Consider the following 13,492-nt stretch of genomic DNA (forward strand, 5'->3'; position numbering starts at 1 on the left):
AGCCGCTTCAGCGGCGACGCCCTACAGCCGCTGCGCCACCTCGGCCAGCATGACGGCGATCGCATCGACGTCCGCCGAGGCCGAAGGCACCGGCTCCGCGCTCTTCGCCGGCGGCCGGTAATTGTTCAGCAGGATCGCGAAAGCGAGGCGTTGGCCGCTCCGCGTGGTGACGTAGCCGGCCAACGCGTTCACGAAACTCATGCTGCCCGTCTTCGCCACCACGTTGCCTTCGGCGGCCGTGCCGCGCATGCGGCCGGCGAGCGTGCCGTCGACACCCGCCACCGGAAGCAGCCCACGCCAGGTCTGGGCGATCGGCGAGGTATCCATCAGCGTCAGCAGCCGGGTCAGCGACGCCGCCGTCGTCAGGTCGTGGCGCGAAAGACCGGTGCCTTCGTCCAGTGCCGTCGACGAGGGACCGATGCCGCGTGCCGCCAGCCATGCCGCGATCGCGGCGGCGGCGCTGTCCTCGGCGCGCGTATCGCTGGCGCCCGATGACTCCAGGCCGGAGAGAAGGAAGACGCTTTGCAGGTAGAGGTTCTGCGAGCGCTTCAGGCCGATGCGGAGGATGTCCGCGAGCGTGGGCGAAGGGAACGAGGCGACGGTCGGCCCGTCGGGCGGCGACACCGGCCATTGCACGCTGCGCGCTTCGCCATCCACGCGCAGGCCCTGCCGCTCCAGCGCGGCTTGCAGGCGCCGGGCGGCGGTGAGTGCGGGGTCCGGGATCGACAAGCGCGAGCGGCTCGGCGTTCCGCCTTCGGCCACGCCACCGAGCACATGCAGCGTGGCGGTACCCGGTGCGCGGTAGAGTTCGAGGCCCTTCGCCGGTTGGACGGCGATCGTCGTGGCCGCGTCCTCGGGCGTCACGTCGATCCCATTCGGCGACACGCTCGCGGTCATCGTGTTTTCGTCGATATCGAGGCCACCGGCCTGCGCGCCGTAATACGCCTGCAAATCGCCTGCTTCCCAGCCACTGCCGATGGGCGGACCACGAAACGCCGTGTCGTCGCCGACGATGCCGCCGTCGATGCGGTGGATGCCTTGTTCGCGAAGGATCGTGGCGAGCGTATCGGCCCAGGCGTTGCCGGCCAGTGTCGGATCGCCGCGACCGCGCAGGACGAGCGGTCCGCGCAGCCGGCCGCGTCGTAGTTCGCCGGCGGCGATGAGGTCGGTATGCGTGCGGTAGTCCGCGCCGAGGCGGTCGAGGGCGAAGGCGGCGGTATAGAGCTTGGCGGTGGATGCGGGCAGGAGCAGGCGGCCGTCGTCATGGGCGTAGACCGTGCGGCCGTCATCCAGCGAGACCACCGAGATGCCCCATGACGCGGCGGCGAAGCGGGGCTCGGCCAGGTGTTGGTCGATGCGCTGGGCGAGGGTTTCGGCTTGTGTGACGGTGCTCAGCGATAGCAGGAGGGCAGTGAGGCAGGCGAGGCTGCGGTGTCGCCTATCGCCCCGACCCGAAGCCATCACCCCAGCCAAGACGGTTGGCCCTTGTCGAGGAAGGCCGAGAGTCCGTCCTGCCCCTCGGCCGAAACGCGAAGACGGGCGATCGACGCAGCGTTGGCCGCGTCCGTCGTCTCCATGGCCGCGGGTTCCATCCCCGCCATGCCCAATGCAAGACGCTTCGCCTCCCGCTGCGCCATCGGCCCGCCCTTGGCCAGGAAGCCCAGGACACGTTCGACCGCGGCATCCAGTTCCTCGCCATGGACTACCTCGTGGAGCAGGCCCATCGACAGGGCGGCCGCCGTATCGAATACCTCGCCGGTGACGAAGAGCCGGCGGGCCCTGCGCAAGCCGATGGCGGCGATGACGTAGGGCGAGATCACCGCCGGCACGAGGCCGAGTTTCACCTCGGAAAGGGCGAACTTCGCGCCATGCGCCCCGATGGCGATATCGCAGCAGGCGATCAATCCCACGCCGCCGCCGAATGCCGCGCCGTTCACCCGGGCGATCGTCGGCTTCGACAGGAACTGGAGGCGGCGCATCAGCGTGGCGAGGCGTAGCGAATCCTCGCGGTTATCGGCTTCGGAGGCCTGGGCCATGCCACGCATCCAGCGCAGATCGGCGCCCGCCGAGAAACTGGCGCCGGCACCGGTCAATACCACCGCGCGCACCGTGTCGTCGGCGTCCACGGCCTCGATGACCGCGGTGAGTTCCGCGATCAGGCCGTCGTCGAAGGCGTTGTGCACTTCCGGGCGATTCATGACCAGGTGGGCGATGCTGCCCTGGCGGACCAGTTCGACGGCTGACATGGCGGAACTCCTGTTTCGAGCCGCCGATCATAACGGCGCGATGGGTTGAAAGGCGGGTGGCCCTTTCCCGGTCCAGTATCCGATGCCCCCACGGCAGGCCGCCGATCCACAAGTTCTTGCGTTGGATGCAGCCCTGCCGGCAAAGGCATATAATGCGAACAGTTCTTATTTGAGTAAGCCCAGTGCGCCTCTCAGACGCGCCGAAAGGTGCCCAAGCCGTGGTCCAGTCCGTCACCGATGCCCATCCGTCCGATCCGATCGCCCAGCGCCTGCGCGATCTCGGCTTCGTCGCCGGCGAACCGGTTCGCCTGGTGGCGCGCGGGCCGCTCGGCGGCGACCCGCTGTTGATCCAGATCGGCTCGACGCGTTTCGCCTTGCGCAAGACGGAAGCCGCGCGGGTGGAAGTGTACGTGGGCGGTGCGGCATGAGCGCCATCGCGATGCGCATCGCGCTCGTGGGCAATCCGAACTGCGGCAAGACGGCGCTGTTCAACCAGCTCACCGGCGGTCGGCAGAAGGTCGCCAACTACGCGGGCGTCACGGTCGAGCGCAAGGAGGGACGTTTCGTCGCGCCCTCCGGACGGACGCTGCACATCCTCGACCTGCCCGGTGCATACAGCTTCGATGCCACGAGCCCCGACGAGGCCATCACCCGTGACGTCTGCCACGGACGCTATCCGGGCGAGGCCGCTCCCGACCTCATCGTCTGCGTCGCCGACGCCACCAACCTGCGCCTGCACCTGCGCTTCGTGCTGGAAGTGCGCCGCCTGGGCCGTCCGGTGGTGCTCGCGCTCAACATGATGGACGCGGCCCGCCGGCGCGGTATCGCGATCGACGTCGATGGTTTGTCGCGTCGTCTCGGCGTTCCGGTGGTCGAAACGATCGCGGTGAAGCGCGGTGGCGCGAAGGCGCTGATGGAGCGTATCGACGCCAGCGTGCCCGAGGTGACGCCGGCTCCGATCGACGAGGCCGGCGTCGAGCAACTGCACGCGGAAGTGCGCTCCATCCTTGCCGATACGGTGACGTTGCCGCGCGACACGGTGGCCCTCGACGATGCCATCGACCGCTGGGCGCTGCATCCGGTATTTGGCCTGGCGATCCTCGCCACGCTGATGTTCTTCATCTTCCAGGCCGTGTTCTCGTGGGCGCAGCCGGTGATGGACGGGATCGAGGCGGGCATCGCCGCGCTGGGCAACTGGGTCACCGGGTTCCTCCCGGCGGACAGCGCGTTGCACAGCCTGCTCAACGACGGCGTGTTCGCCGGCCTGGGCGCGGTGCTCGTGTTCCTGCCGCAGATCCTGATCCTGTTCCTGTTCATCCTCGTGCTGGAGGAATCCGGGTACCTGCCGCGCGCGGCCTTCCTGCTCGACAAGATGATGTTCCGCGTCGGCCTGACGGGCAGGGCGTTCATCCCGCTGCTGTCGAGCTTCGCCTGCGCCATTCCCGGCATCATGGCCACGCGCAGCATCCAGGACCCGCGCGACCGCCTGACGACGATCCTCGTCGCGCCGCTGATGACCTGCTCCGCGCGCCTGCCGGTCTACACGCTGCTGATAGCGGCGTTCATCCCGAACCACGCCGTGTGGGGCGTCTTCAACCTCCAGGGCATCGTGCTCTTCACGCTGTATTTCGCGGGTATCTTCAGCGCGCTGGCGGTGGCCTTCGTGATCAAGCGCATGCGCAAGGACAAGAGCGAACACACGCTGATCATGGAGCTTCCGTCGTACCGCCTGCCCAACGTGCGCGACATCGGCCTCGGTCTGTGGGAGCGCGCCATGATCTTCCTCAAGCGCGTGGGCGGCATCATCCTGGCGCTCACCGTGCTGTTGTGGTTCCTGTCGAGCTTCCCGGGGCCGCCGCCGGGCGCCACGCAGCCCGCGATCGATTACAGCATCGCCGGGCGCCTCGGCCGCATGCTCGAATACGTGTTCTCGCCGATCGGGTTCAACTGGCAGATCTGCGTCGCCCTGGTGCCCGGCCTGGCCGCGCGCGAAGTGGCCGTCGCAGCGCTCGGCACCGTCTACGCGATGTCGGGCAGCGACGACGCCGTGGCCTCGCAACTCGGCCCGGTCATCGCCCACCAGTGGTCGCTGGCCACCGCGCTTTCGCTGCTGGCGTGGTATGTCTTCGCGCCGCAGTGCATGTCCACGCTGGCGGTGATCCGCCGCGAAACCAATTCCTGGCGCAACGTCGCCGTGGCGGCCGGTTACCTGTTCGGGCTCGCCTACCTCGCGTCGCTGGCCACCTATCAGATCGCGAGGGCGCTCACATGAGCACGTTCGAACTGGTCCAGGCTGCGATCATCGTGCTCGTCGTCGCGACGAGCGCGTACGTGGCGTTCCGCAAGCTCTTGCCGAAGACCTCGACGCGCATCATGGCGCGGGTGTCGGCCAGCCTGAACCGGCCAGGACGCGCGGGTGTCGTGCGTTCCCTCGGTCGGCGCCTGCAACCCGCGGCAGCCACCGGCAGTTGCGGTGACGGCTGCGGTTCGTGCGGAAGCTGCGGGCCCGTGGCGCCGAAGCCCGAGGCCCAGCCGCTGCATTTCAAGCCGCGGAACTGAGGTTGCGGCTGGAAGCGGGGCGGAGTACAGGCCGCGCGTATCGCCGCTGAAGCGGCTCCCACAAAGACGCGAGCTATTTCTGTGGGAGCCGCTTCAGCGGCGATATGAGCCTTCAGTCCGAAGGCGGCGCCTGGTCGACTGGCGACGGCCCGCGTTTCCTGCGCTGGCGCAGGCTCCACCAGCTCACGGCCAGGTTCACGGTGAACCATGCGCCGATAAGGGCCAGCGGCCATGCGATCACCGCGGGCCAGAGCACTCCGACCACCGTCAGCAGCAAGGCCGCCGCCGCGCCGGCGAGCAGCGGCCCGGTTTCGGTGTCTCCCAACACCCGGTGCTGGGTGATCGCCGCACCCACGGTGTTGGCGATGCGCAACGCGCCGGCGGCCGCACGTCCGGAACTTCCGCCGCTTCGCCGGGGGCGTGGCGGGCGTGGTGAACGGCTGCGCAGGCGTTCGTTGCCGGCACGATAGCGCGGCCGGTGCAGCAGGATTTCCGTGGCGTTCTCCAGGTCCGCTTCGTACTGGTGCGCCAGTTGCGTGGCGAAGCCCGCATCCTCGACCGCGACATCGATTTCGCGGTTGCCCAACCAGCTCGCGATATTGAGGTTGGACGATCCCACCCGTGCCCAACGTCCGTCGGCCACGGCCGTTTTCGCATGCAGCATGGAACCGTTCCATTCGAACACACGGATGCCCGCCTTCAGCAACGGCCGGTAACCCGAACGCGACATGCCGGCCACCACCGGGATATCGCTGCTTCCCGGTACCAGCAGGCGCACGTCGACGCCATCGCGGGCCGCGGCGCACAACGCCTGGACGTAAGGCGCCACGCCGACGAAATAGGCGTCGGTAAGCCACAGTGTTTGCCGCGCCATGGCCGCGACCATCTGGTCCAGGCGATACATGCCGGCCGTGCTGGGTTGGGTGGCGATCACGCGCAATGAGACATCGCCGGCGGCGATGCCGGTCGCGGGAAGCAGGCGGTCGTCTTCCGGCAGCGGTTCTCCGGCTTCGCGCCAGCTGTCGGCGAAGGCATGTTCGATCTCGGCGATCGCCGGACCACGCAGCCTCACGCCGGTATCGCGCCATGGCGGAACGTTACGCGACGGATCGCCCAGCCATTTCTCGCTGAGGCACACGCCCGAAAGAAAACCGACCTCACCGTCCACCACCAGCACCTTGCGATGATCGCGGCTCACCCACCCGAAGGAGCTGCCCAGCCTGGGCGGGTTGTAGATGCGGACCTGTCCGCCGGCCTCGCGCAGCGGCGTCCAGAAGGAGGATCGCGACTGGCCCAGGCAACCGATCCAGTCACCGATCACCGCCACGAAGACGCCGGCCCTGGCTCGCTCCACCAGCGCGTCGCGGAAGGCCTTGCCGATGCGGTCGTCGCGGATGATGTAGTTCTCGAAGAACACGTGGCGGCGCGCGGCTGCGATCGCCGCCAGCCACGCGTCGAAGTGGGCTTGCGCATCGATCAACAACTCGACCGCGTTGCCACCGATCAGCGGTGCTCCCGCGCTGCGGCTCAATGCCTGTTCGGCGAACAGGCGGCTGGAAAACCCTGTGCTGCGGTGACGGACGTTCATGGCGTCGAGTGTATCGGCATCTGGCATCATCGCCGCCATGGCATCGATACCGCGTGACCGAGACACCGAAGCCGCCGTCGAGGCGATCCTGCAGCGCACGGGTGGCCATCCCCGGGTGGCGGCGCCCCTGGGCCTGGGCAAGCCGCATGCCTTGCTCAATGCCCTCTACCGCGCGGTGCAGGGACGCGACGACCGCTCGCTGACGATTTTCACGGCGCTGTCGTTGACCCGGCCATCACCGGGAAAGGGGCTGGCCGCTCGCTTCGCCGCGCCCTTCCTCGCCCGCCATTTCGGCGAGGGCTACATGGACCTCGACCATGCGATCGCACAGGCCCGTGATGCGCTGCCGGCAAACATCCATGTGCATGAGTTCTACATGCAATCCGGCGCGCTGCTCGGGTCCGGCTCGGCGCAGCGTGACTACATCAGCCAGAACTACACGCACGTGGCTCGCGACCTGGTGGGGCGCGATATCGACGTGCTGGTCCAGCTGGTGGCGTTGCGCGACGGCCGGATCAGCCTCTCGTCGAACCCGGACCTGACCTTCGACTTCCTCGACGACCTGGCGCGGGCGGGCAAGCCGAAACCGTTCTGCGTCGCCGTCGCCCATCCTGACATGCCTTACGTCAGTGGCCATGCGGAAGCGGAAGACGGCCTCTTCGACCTGCTCGTCGAGCCCGAGGTCTCGCCGCCGCTGTTCGCCTTGCCGCGTTCGCCGATCGAACCGGCGGAGTTCGCGCTCGGCATGCATGCGAGCGCGCTGGTGATGGATGGCGGCACGCTGCAGATCGGTATCGGCGCCTTGTCGGACGCGCTGGTGCGCGGGCTCCTCCTGCGGCACGAACAGAACGGCGCCTGGCGCGAAGGCCTCGGTGCCCTCGATACCACGGGGGGCACGCGCCGATGCATGGATGGCTGGGGCGGAGGCTCCGCCTTCACGACAGGCCTGTACGGCGCGAGCGAAATGGTGATGGACGGCTTCATGCACCTGCAGCGCGCAGGCGTCCTGCGCCGGCGCGCCTATGACGATATGGAGCGCGAGCGTCGCGCGGCGGCGGGGGAAGACGTCGGCGCGGCAGGAGGTCATTACCTGCGCGGGGCGTTCCTGCTCGGTTCGCGCGAGCTGTATGCCTGGATGCACCGCTCGGAAATCGACGATCCCGACGCGATCGACATGTGCCGCGTGTCCAACGTCAATCACCTATACGGCGATCACCAGCCGCTGGCCGCCTTGCAGCGTCGCGGCGCCCGTTTCTTCAACACCTGCATGATGGCGACATTGACCGGAGCCGCCGTCTCGGATGGGTTGGAGGACGGCCGTGTCGTGAGCGGCGTCGGTGGACAGTTCAACTTCGTGGCGATGGCGCATGAACTTCCCGGCGGGCGCTCGATCCTGCTGCTGCGTGCCACGCGCGGCAAGGGGCGCAAGGTGGCGTCGAACATTCGCTTCAACTATGGGCATACAACCATCCCGCGCCATTTGCGCGATGTCTATGTCACCGAATATGGCGTGGCCGACCTGCGTGGCCTGTCGGACGAGGCATGCGTGGAAGCGATGTTGTCGATCGCCGACGCGCGCTTCGTGGACGGGCTGGTGGAACAGGCCAAGAGGGCCGGGAAGCTCCGGCCGGATTTCGTCGTGCCCGAGGCCTGGCGGGGGCATACGCCCGAGGGCCTGGCGGCGGCGCTGGAGCCGATGCGGCGGCGCGGGTTGCTCGACCCTTTCCCCTTCGGTAGCGATTTCACCGATGTGGAGCGGCGGCTGTTGCCCGCGCTGGGCTGGCTGCGCGACGCGGGGAAGGGGACGTTGCTGCGGGCGTTGCTGGCGCCGGGCCGGCCGGTGGACGGTGAAGGCGAGGCGTTGGAGCGGCTGGGGTTGGGACGGCCTGGCTCGGTCGTGGAGCGAGTGGAGCGACGATTGGTCCAGGCGGCCCTGCGGCGGCAGGTGCGGCCACCACCCGTCCGGACACCGCGGCAAGCCTGAATCGCCGACAGGGTCGGCTCCCACCGGGTTGCCGCGCCTGGGTGGGAGGCTGGCCCCAGTCTGGTAGGAAGCCGGCCTCAGTCTGGTAGGAAAGCTGGCCTCAGCCTGGTGGGGAAGCTGGCCAGTCTGGTGGGGAAGCTGGCCTCAGTCTGGTGGGAGCCGACCTTGTCGGCGATCCCGCGGCAGCGGGCCAGGGTGCGGCAAGCTCCCATCGCCGCTGAAGCGGCTCCCACAACAGCTCCCATAACCAGCTCCCACGACGGCTGCCACAACCAAAGTCTCGACCAAAACCTCGACCCGCTTCGGCGGTCGGCGAGCGGTCATGACGATGCGCTAAAATGGGCAGCTATGACCGAAGACCTCACCAGCCGCCCGCGTCCCGCGGAAGCCGGCGCCCGCCGCCCCAGTACGGGAGTCCTGATCGACCGTGTCCACGTCGGTGGTGGGGCCCCGATCGTCGTCCAGTCGATGACCAACACCGACACCGAGGACCCGGCATCCACGGCGAAGCAGGTGGCCGAACTGGCCCGTGCCGGTTCCGAACTGGTCCGCATCACGGTGAATACGCCGGCTGCCGCCGCAGCGGTGCCGCGTATCCGCGAACGCCTCGACATGATGGGCGTCTCCGTGCCGTTGATCGGCGATTTCCACTACAACGGCCACCAGCTGCTCGAAGGCGAGCCGGCCTGTGCCGAGGCGCTGGCCAAGTACCGCATCAACCCGGGCAACGTCGGCTTCGGCAAGAAGAAGGATTCGCAGTTCGCCTCGATCATCGAGATGGCCATCCGCTACGGCAAGCCGGTGCGCATCGGCGCCAACTGGGGTTCGCTCGACCAGTCGATGGTCGCCGCCCTGATGGACGAGAACGCCAGGCGCGCGCAACCGTGGGACGCGGGCCACGTGGCCCGCGAAGCGCTGATCCGTTCGGCGCTGGATTCAGCGGCCCGCGCGGAAGACCTCGGCTTGCCGCGCGACCGCATCATCCTGTCGTGCAAGGTATCCGGCGTGCAGGAGCTGATCGCGGTCTATCGCGATCTCGCGCGCCGTGCCGATTACGCGCTGCACCTCGGCCTCACCGAGGCGGGCATGGGCTCCAAGGGCATCACCGCGTCCAGCGCCGCGCTGGGCGTGCTGCTGCAAGAGGGCATCGGCGACACCATCCGCATCTCGCTCACGCCCGAGCCGGGCCAGTCGCGCACGGCCGAGGTGATCGTCGCGCAGGAGCTGTTGCAGACGATGGGCCTGCGTGCGTTCACCCCCCTGGTCACGGCGTGCCCGGGGTGTGGCCGCACCACCAGCGAATTCTTCCAGGAACTGGCGAAGACGGTGCAGGGCCACGTGCGCGAGCAGATGCCCCTGTGGCGCGTGAAATACGACGGCGTGGAAAACCTGACGCTCGCCGTCATGGGTTGCGTGGTGAACGGTCCGGGCGAATCCAAGCATGCCAACATCGGCATCTCGCTCCCCGGCAACGGCGAAGCGCCGTCTGCGCCGGTATTCATCGATGGCGAAAAGGCCATGACCCTGCGTGGCGACAACATCGCCGACGAGTTCGTCGCGATCCTCGACAACTACGTCGAAACCCACTACGCCGCGCGCGGCGACTGATCGTCACGCCTCGCATGCGGGGCCGTCCGTCATGATGACGGGCGGTCCGACCCGCAGGAGACAGGCATGGCATACACGATCCCGAACCTCGCCCTCAACGACGGCAACAGCGCGCCCCAGATCGGTTTCGGCGTGTTCCAGATTCCCGATGCGGAGACGGCGGATGCCGTCGCGCACGCGCTTTCCGCCGGCTACCGCTCGATCGACACGGCCGCCATCTACGGTAACGAGGCCGGCGTTCGAAAGGGCATCGAACGTTCCGGCGTACCGCGCGGCGAGATCTTCCTCACCACCAAGCTATGGAACGCCGAGCAGGGCTTCGATGAAACGCTGCGCGCGTTCGACGCCAGCCTGGAAAAGCTCGGCACCGATTACGTCGACATGTACCTCATCCATTGGCCGACGCCGAAACGCGATCGCTACGTGGATACGTGGAGGGCCTTCATCCGCTTGCGCGAGGAAGGCCGCGTCCGCTCCATCGGCGTATCGAACTTCCAGCCCGCCCACCTCGACCGCATCGTCGAGGAAACCGGCGTGGTGCCGGTGGTGAACCAGATCGAGCTGCACCCGGATTTCGGCCAGCGCGACGTGGTGGCCGCCAACCAGCGGCACAAGATCGTCACCGAATCGTGGAGCCCGCTAGGCCAGGGCGGTGACCTGCTGAAACAGCCCATGCTGGTCGAGATCGGCAGGAAGCACGGCAAGACCCCGGCCCAGGTCGTCCTGCGCTGGCATGTGCAACTCGGCTACATGGTGATCCCGAAGTCCGTCACACCCGAGCGCATCGCGGCGAACATCGACGTTTTCGATTTCGAACTGTCCGCCGGGGACATGAAGGCCATCGACGGACTGGAAGCGGGTAACCGCATGGGCCCGCATCCGGACCAGCTCAACTGAGTCAGGGATCCATCGTCACGTCGATCTCGACCGGGTAGGGCGCCGGCGTCTTCGGTGGCGCCGGCAGTGCCCAGGCATTGAACTGGCCAGCAAAGCAGCGGGCGACCGGCGTGGCCGGACGCACCTCCACCTGGCTGGAACGGCCATCGGCGGCCACCTCCGCCACCAGGGTGAACGGGCGCTTGTCGGCCGGGGCGTTGCTGGCGATGCAGTCTTTCAATGCATCGGTCGCGGGGTCGCCGATGCGGTCCCACATGGCCGACTGCCACGCCTTGCCGTCCGCTTTCCGTTCCAGCGCCTTGGCGGCCTGGACACGTGCTTCGAAGCCGTCACCGGCGGCGAGTGCGAGGGCAAGGGCGAACAGCATGGGCGTCTCCACGGGCGAAAGCCGCGAGCCTAGCAGGGCGGCCCCGGCTTCACACGGTACGGTGCCCCGTTCGCACGCTCTTGCGCCGGTGCGCTACCATCGGGCGGATGCCGTACCGCACGGGGGTGAGGATGAAACGAGCGATCGCCGTGGCCGTCGTCGCGGCCGGAATCGCCGGATGTCAGGGCATGGCGGCGAAAATCGCCAGGCTCGACGTGGGCACGCAACGCGACGAGGTGATCGAACGCCTCGGCCGCCCCGATTCGGACCGCAGCATCGTCGGATACGAGGTGCTCAACTGGTTCGACCGTCGGCCGGGCAGGTTTTCGTTCTCCCATAAGGATTACACCGTCGTGCTGAAGGACGGCAAGGTCGTCCAGTTCGGCCCCGGTCTCATCCGCCGCGATGGCAAGACCTCCTTGCAGATCGAAACCGACGACCCGTAAAAAAGTCGGTGTGAGCCGTCACCTGGTGGGAGCCGACCTTGTCGGCGATCCCGCGGCAGCGGGCCAGCTTGCGGCAAGCACCCATCGCCGCTGAAGCGGCTCCCACAAGAGCAGCGTCCTGGGGTCCACGAGGGATAGTCCATGTGGGAGAGATAGTCCATGTGGGAGCCGACCTTGTCGGCGATCCCGCGGCAGCGGGCCAGCTCGCGGCAAGCACCCATCGCCGACAGGGTCGGCTCCCACCGAAAAGCTGGCTTTTGCGGAAAAGCCGGTTTCCACCAGAGCCTTCCCGAGCGACCAAACAAAAACCATAACGTCAGATCCAGCCGCGTTCGCGGTAGATCCACATGGCCACGTATTCGCGCAAACAGCGCGCGGTCAGCGTGAGCGCATCGCGTCGCGGCAACCACGACGGCGCCCGTTCCAGCATGGCATGCGTGTCGGCGGTGGGCACGGCGGATACCGCGAGTCCTTCATGCCGAAACGCGGCCGCGGCGCGACGCATGTGGATGGGCGAGGTCACCAGCAGGATCTCCGACAAGCCGCTGGCTCGCAGCAGCGACGCCGAATTGTGCGCGTTCTCGTGGGTGTTGCTGCTCGTGTCCTCGATCCGCAGGTCGCGGGCCGGTACGCCGGACACCTCATAACCCTGTGCCAGCGCCCGCGCCTGGTCGCTGCCCGACACCAGCAGCACGGGCGCGAGGCCGGCCCGCCACAGCGCAAGGCCCTTGCCCGCCCGCGTCGTCGCGCGCGACCAGTCGTTCACGGGCAGCGTGTCGCCGCCAAGCACCACGATGGCATCCGCGCGCGGCGTCGCGCCGGGTGCCGGCGTCGCCAGCGCACCGTGCAAGGCGAGGGCCACGGCCGGCGTGGAAGCGAACCATATCCATGCCACGGCGACCAGCGCCGTCACCAGTGCGGGCACCTGCTTGCGCAGGAGCACCAGCAGCACCGAAACGACACCCAGCAGCAAGGCCTGCAAGGCGGGGTGCAGCAGGCGCGGGGCGATGTCCATGAGCTCGGCCACGGCCCAAGCATCACCCGAAACGCTTCCATATACCTTCTGCCGAATGGCATAGGCGGGCTGTTGAATAGACGCGTGACCACATTGAAATGACGATAGCCACCGAGGAAGTCACAGGGGTGGGTGGACGTCATGAAACAGTGGAACCGTGCAATCGTACTCGTCGCCGTCGTGTTGTCGACCGCCTGCGCCACGAGCGGAAACACATCGCCACCGCCGAAGCCGGACGCCGCCACGCAGGCGGTGGACGCCTACCTGATCGGCGTGGACGACCAGTTGCAGGTCACCGTCTGGCACAACCCTGATCTCAGCGTCAGCGTGCCCGTGCGGCCGGATGGCAAGGTCACCGTTCCCCTGGTCGGCGACATTCCGGCAGGTGGCCGTACCACCGACCAGGTCGCCACGGAAATCCAGCAGAAGCTGGGCCAGTACATCCGCGATCCGCAGGTGGCGGTGATCCTCACCGCGCTGCGCAGCCACGAATACCTTTCGCGTATCCGCGTCACCGGCGCGGTGCGCAGCCCGATCTCGATCCCGTACCGGCAGGGCATGACCGTGCTGGACGCCGTGCTCGCCGCCGGCGGCACGACGGAGTTCGCCGCGGCCGATCGCACCGAACTCTACCGCCGCAACGAGGGTGGCTCGACCCAGTCCTATGCCGTGCGGCTGGAGAAGATCCTCCAGCAAGGCGACCTGGCGAACAACTATCCGGTGCAGCCCGGTGACGTGATCACTGTTCCGCAACGCACTTTCTGACCGGCCCGCCGCGGCGG

13 protein-coding genes are annotated in these 13,492 nt (G+C 67.9%); 8 read left to right on the forward strand and 5 right to left on the reverse strand.

Going from position 1 to position 13,492, the window contains the following annotated elements; translation table 11 throughout:
* Positions 1-21: 21 nt before the first annotated feature.
* Both dacB and ACR9Y6_RS04320 read right to left on the reverse strand, forming a co-directional pair.
* Positions 22-1,461: a D-alanyl-D-alanine carboxypeptidase/D-alanyl-D-alanine endopeptidase gene (gene dacB, locus ACR9Y6_RS04315; protein ID WP_481280149.1), complete on the reverse strand. Its 1,440-nt coding sequence runs from the start codon at positions 1,459-1,461 to the stop codon at positions 22-24.
* The gene (locus tag ACR9Y6_RS04320; protein ID WP_481280150.1) at positions 1,461-2,246 is read right to left on the reverse strand and encodes an enoyl-CoA hydratase-related protein; all 786 of its coding nucleotides are present in this window, start codon (positions 2,244-2,246) and stop codon (positions 1,461-1,463) included. Before ACR9Y6_RS04320 ends, dacB begins: the two co-directional genes overlap by 1 nt.
* A gap of 182 nt (positions 2,247-2,428) precedes the next feature.
* Here ACR9Y6_RS04320 and ACR9Y6_RS04325 point away from each other — a divergent pair, with 182 nt between their 5' ends.
* The 3 genes from ACR9Y6_RS04325 to ACR9Y6_RS04335 are packed head-to-tail and all read left to right on the forward strand — an operon-like array spanning position 2,429 to position 4,805.
* Positions 2,429-2,674 (forward strand): FeoA family protein, encoded by a 246-nt coding sequence (locus tag ACR9Y6_RS04325; protein ID WP_481280151.1) that lies wholly within the window; start codon positions 2,429-2,431, stop codon positions 2,672-2,674.
* Positions 2,671-4,518, forward strand: coding sequence for a ferrous iron transport protein B (gene feoB / locus ACR9Y6_RS04330; protein ID WP_481280152.1), 1,848 nt, complete (start codon positions 2,671-2,673; stop codon positions 4,516-4,518). Before ACR9Y6_RS04325 ends, feoB begins: the two co-directional genes overlap by 4 nt.
* Positions 4,515-4,805: a DUF6587 family protein gene (locus ACR9Y6_RS04335; protein WP_481280153.1), complete on the forward strand. Its 291-nt coding sequence runs from the start codon at positions 4,515-4,517 to the stop codon at positions 4,803-4,805. The genes feoB and ACR9Y6_RS04335 overlap by 4 nt, the downstream gene beginning before the upstream one ends.
* Before the next feature lie 112 nt (positions 4,806-4,917).
* Here ACR9Y6_RS04335 and ACR9Y6_RS04340 read toward each other — a convergent pair whose 3' ends face one another.
* On the reverse strand, positions 4,918-6,393 hold the full coding sequence (locus ACR9Y6_RS04340; RefSeq protein WP_481282689.1) for a phospholipase D-like domain-containing protein: 1,476 nt from the start codon (positions 6,391-6,393) through the stop codon (positions 4,918-4,920).
* A gap of 37 nt (positions 6,394-6,430) precedes the next feature.
* Between ACR9Y6_RS04340 and ACR9Y6_RS04345 the strand changes: the two genes are divergently transcribed.
* The 3 genes from ACR9Y6_RS04345 (at position 6,431) to ACR9Y6_RS04355 (ending at position 10,882) form a co-directional block, all read left to right on the forward strand.
* Positions 6,431-8,377, forward strand: coding sequence for an acetyl-CoA hydrolase/transferase C-terminal domain-containing protein (locus ACR9Y6_RS04345; RefSeq protein WP_481280154.1), 1,947 nt, complete (start codon positions 6,431-6,433; stop codon positions 8,375-8,377).
* Between the two features lie 348 nt (positions 8,378-8,725).
* On the forward strand, positions 8,726-9,985 hold the full coding sequence (ispG, locus tag ACR9Y6_RS04350; RefSeq protein WP_371024107.1) for a flavodoxin-dependent (E)-4-hydroxy-3-methylbut-2-enyl-diphosphate synthase: 1,260 nt from the start codon (positions 8,726-8,728) through the stop codon (positions 9,983-9,985).
* A 66-nt stretch (positions 9,986-10,051) separates the two neighbouring features.
* Positions 10,052-10,882, forward strand: coding sequence for an aldo/keto reductase (locus ACR9Y6_RS04355; protein WP_481280155.1), 831 nt, complete (start codon positions 10,052-10,054; stop codon positions 10,880-10,882).
* 1 nt (position 10,883) lies between these two features.
* On the opposite strand, the gene ACR9Y6_RS04360 is transcribed toward ACR9Y6_RS04355, so the two are convergent.
* Positions 10,884-11,249, reverse strand: coding sequence for a peptidase C13 (locus ACR9Y6_RS04360; RefSeq protein ID WP_481280156.1), 366 nt, complete (start codon positions 11,247-11,249; stop codon positions 10,884-10,886).
* A 131-nt stretch (positions 11,250-11,380) separates the two neighbouring features.
* On the opposite strand from ACR9Y6_RS04360, the gene ACR9Y6_RS04365 reads away from it, so the two are divergent.
* The gene (locus ACR9Y6_RS04365) at positions 11,381-11,695 is read left to right on the forward strand and encodes a hypothetical protein (RefSeq protein WP_481280157.1); all 315 of its coding nucleotides are present in this window, start codon (positions 11,381-11,383) and stop codon (positions 11,693-11,695) included.
* Positions 11,696-12,011: 316 nt separating this feature from the next.
* On the opposite strand, the gene ACR9Y6_RS04370 is transcribed toward ACR9Y6_RS04365, so the two are convergent.
* The gene (locus tag ACR9Y6_RS04370; protein WP_481280158.1) at positions 12,012-12,710 is read right to left on the reverse strand and encodes a YdcF family protein; all 699 of its coding nucleotides are present in this window, start codon (positions 12,708-12,710) and stop codon (positions 12,012-12,014) included.
* A 141-nt stretch (positions 12,711-12,851) separates the two neighbouring features.
* Here ACR9Y6_RS04370 and ACR9Y6_RS04375 point away from each other — a divergent pair, with 141 nt between their 5' ends.
* Positions 12,852-13,475, forward strand: a complete 624-nt coding sequence (locus tag ACR9Y6_RS04375; protein WP_481280159.1) for an XrtA/PEP-CTERM system exopolysaccharide export protein — start codon at positions 12,852-12,854, stop codon at positions 13,473-13,475.
* The last annotated feature ends 17 nt before the right edge of the window (positions 13,476-13,492 follow it).

This window comes from Luteibacter sp. TLI7-4A (assembly GCF_056754745.1).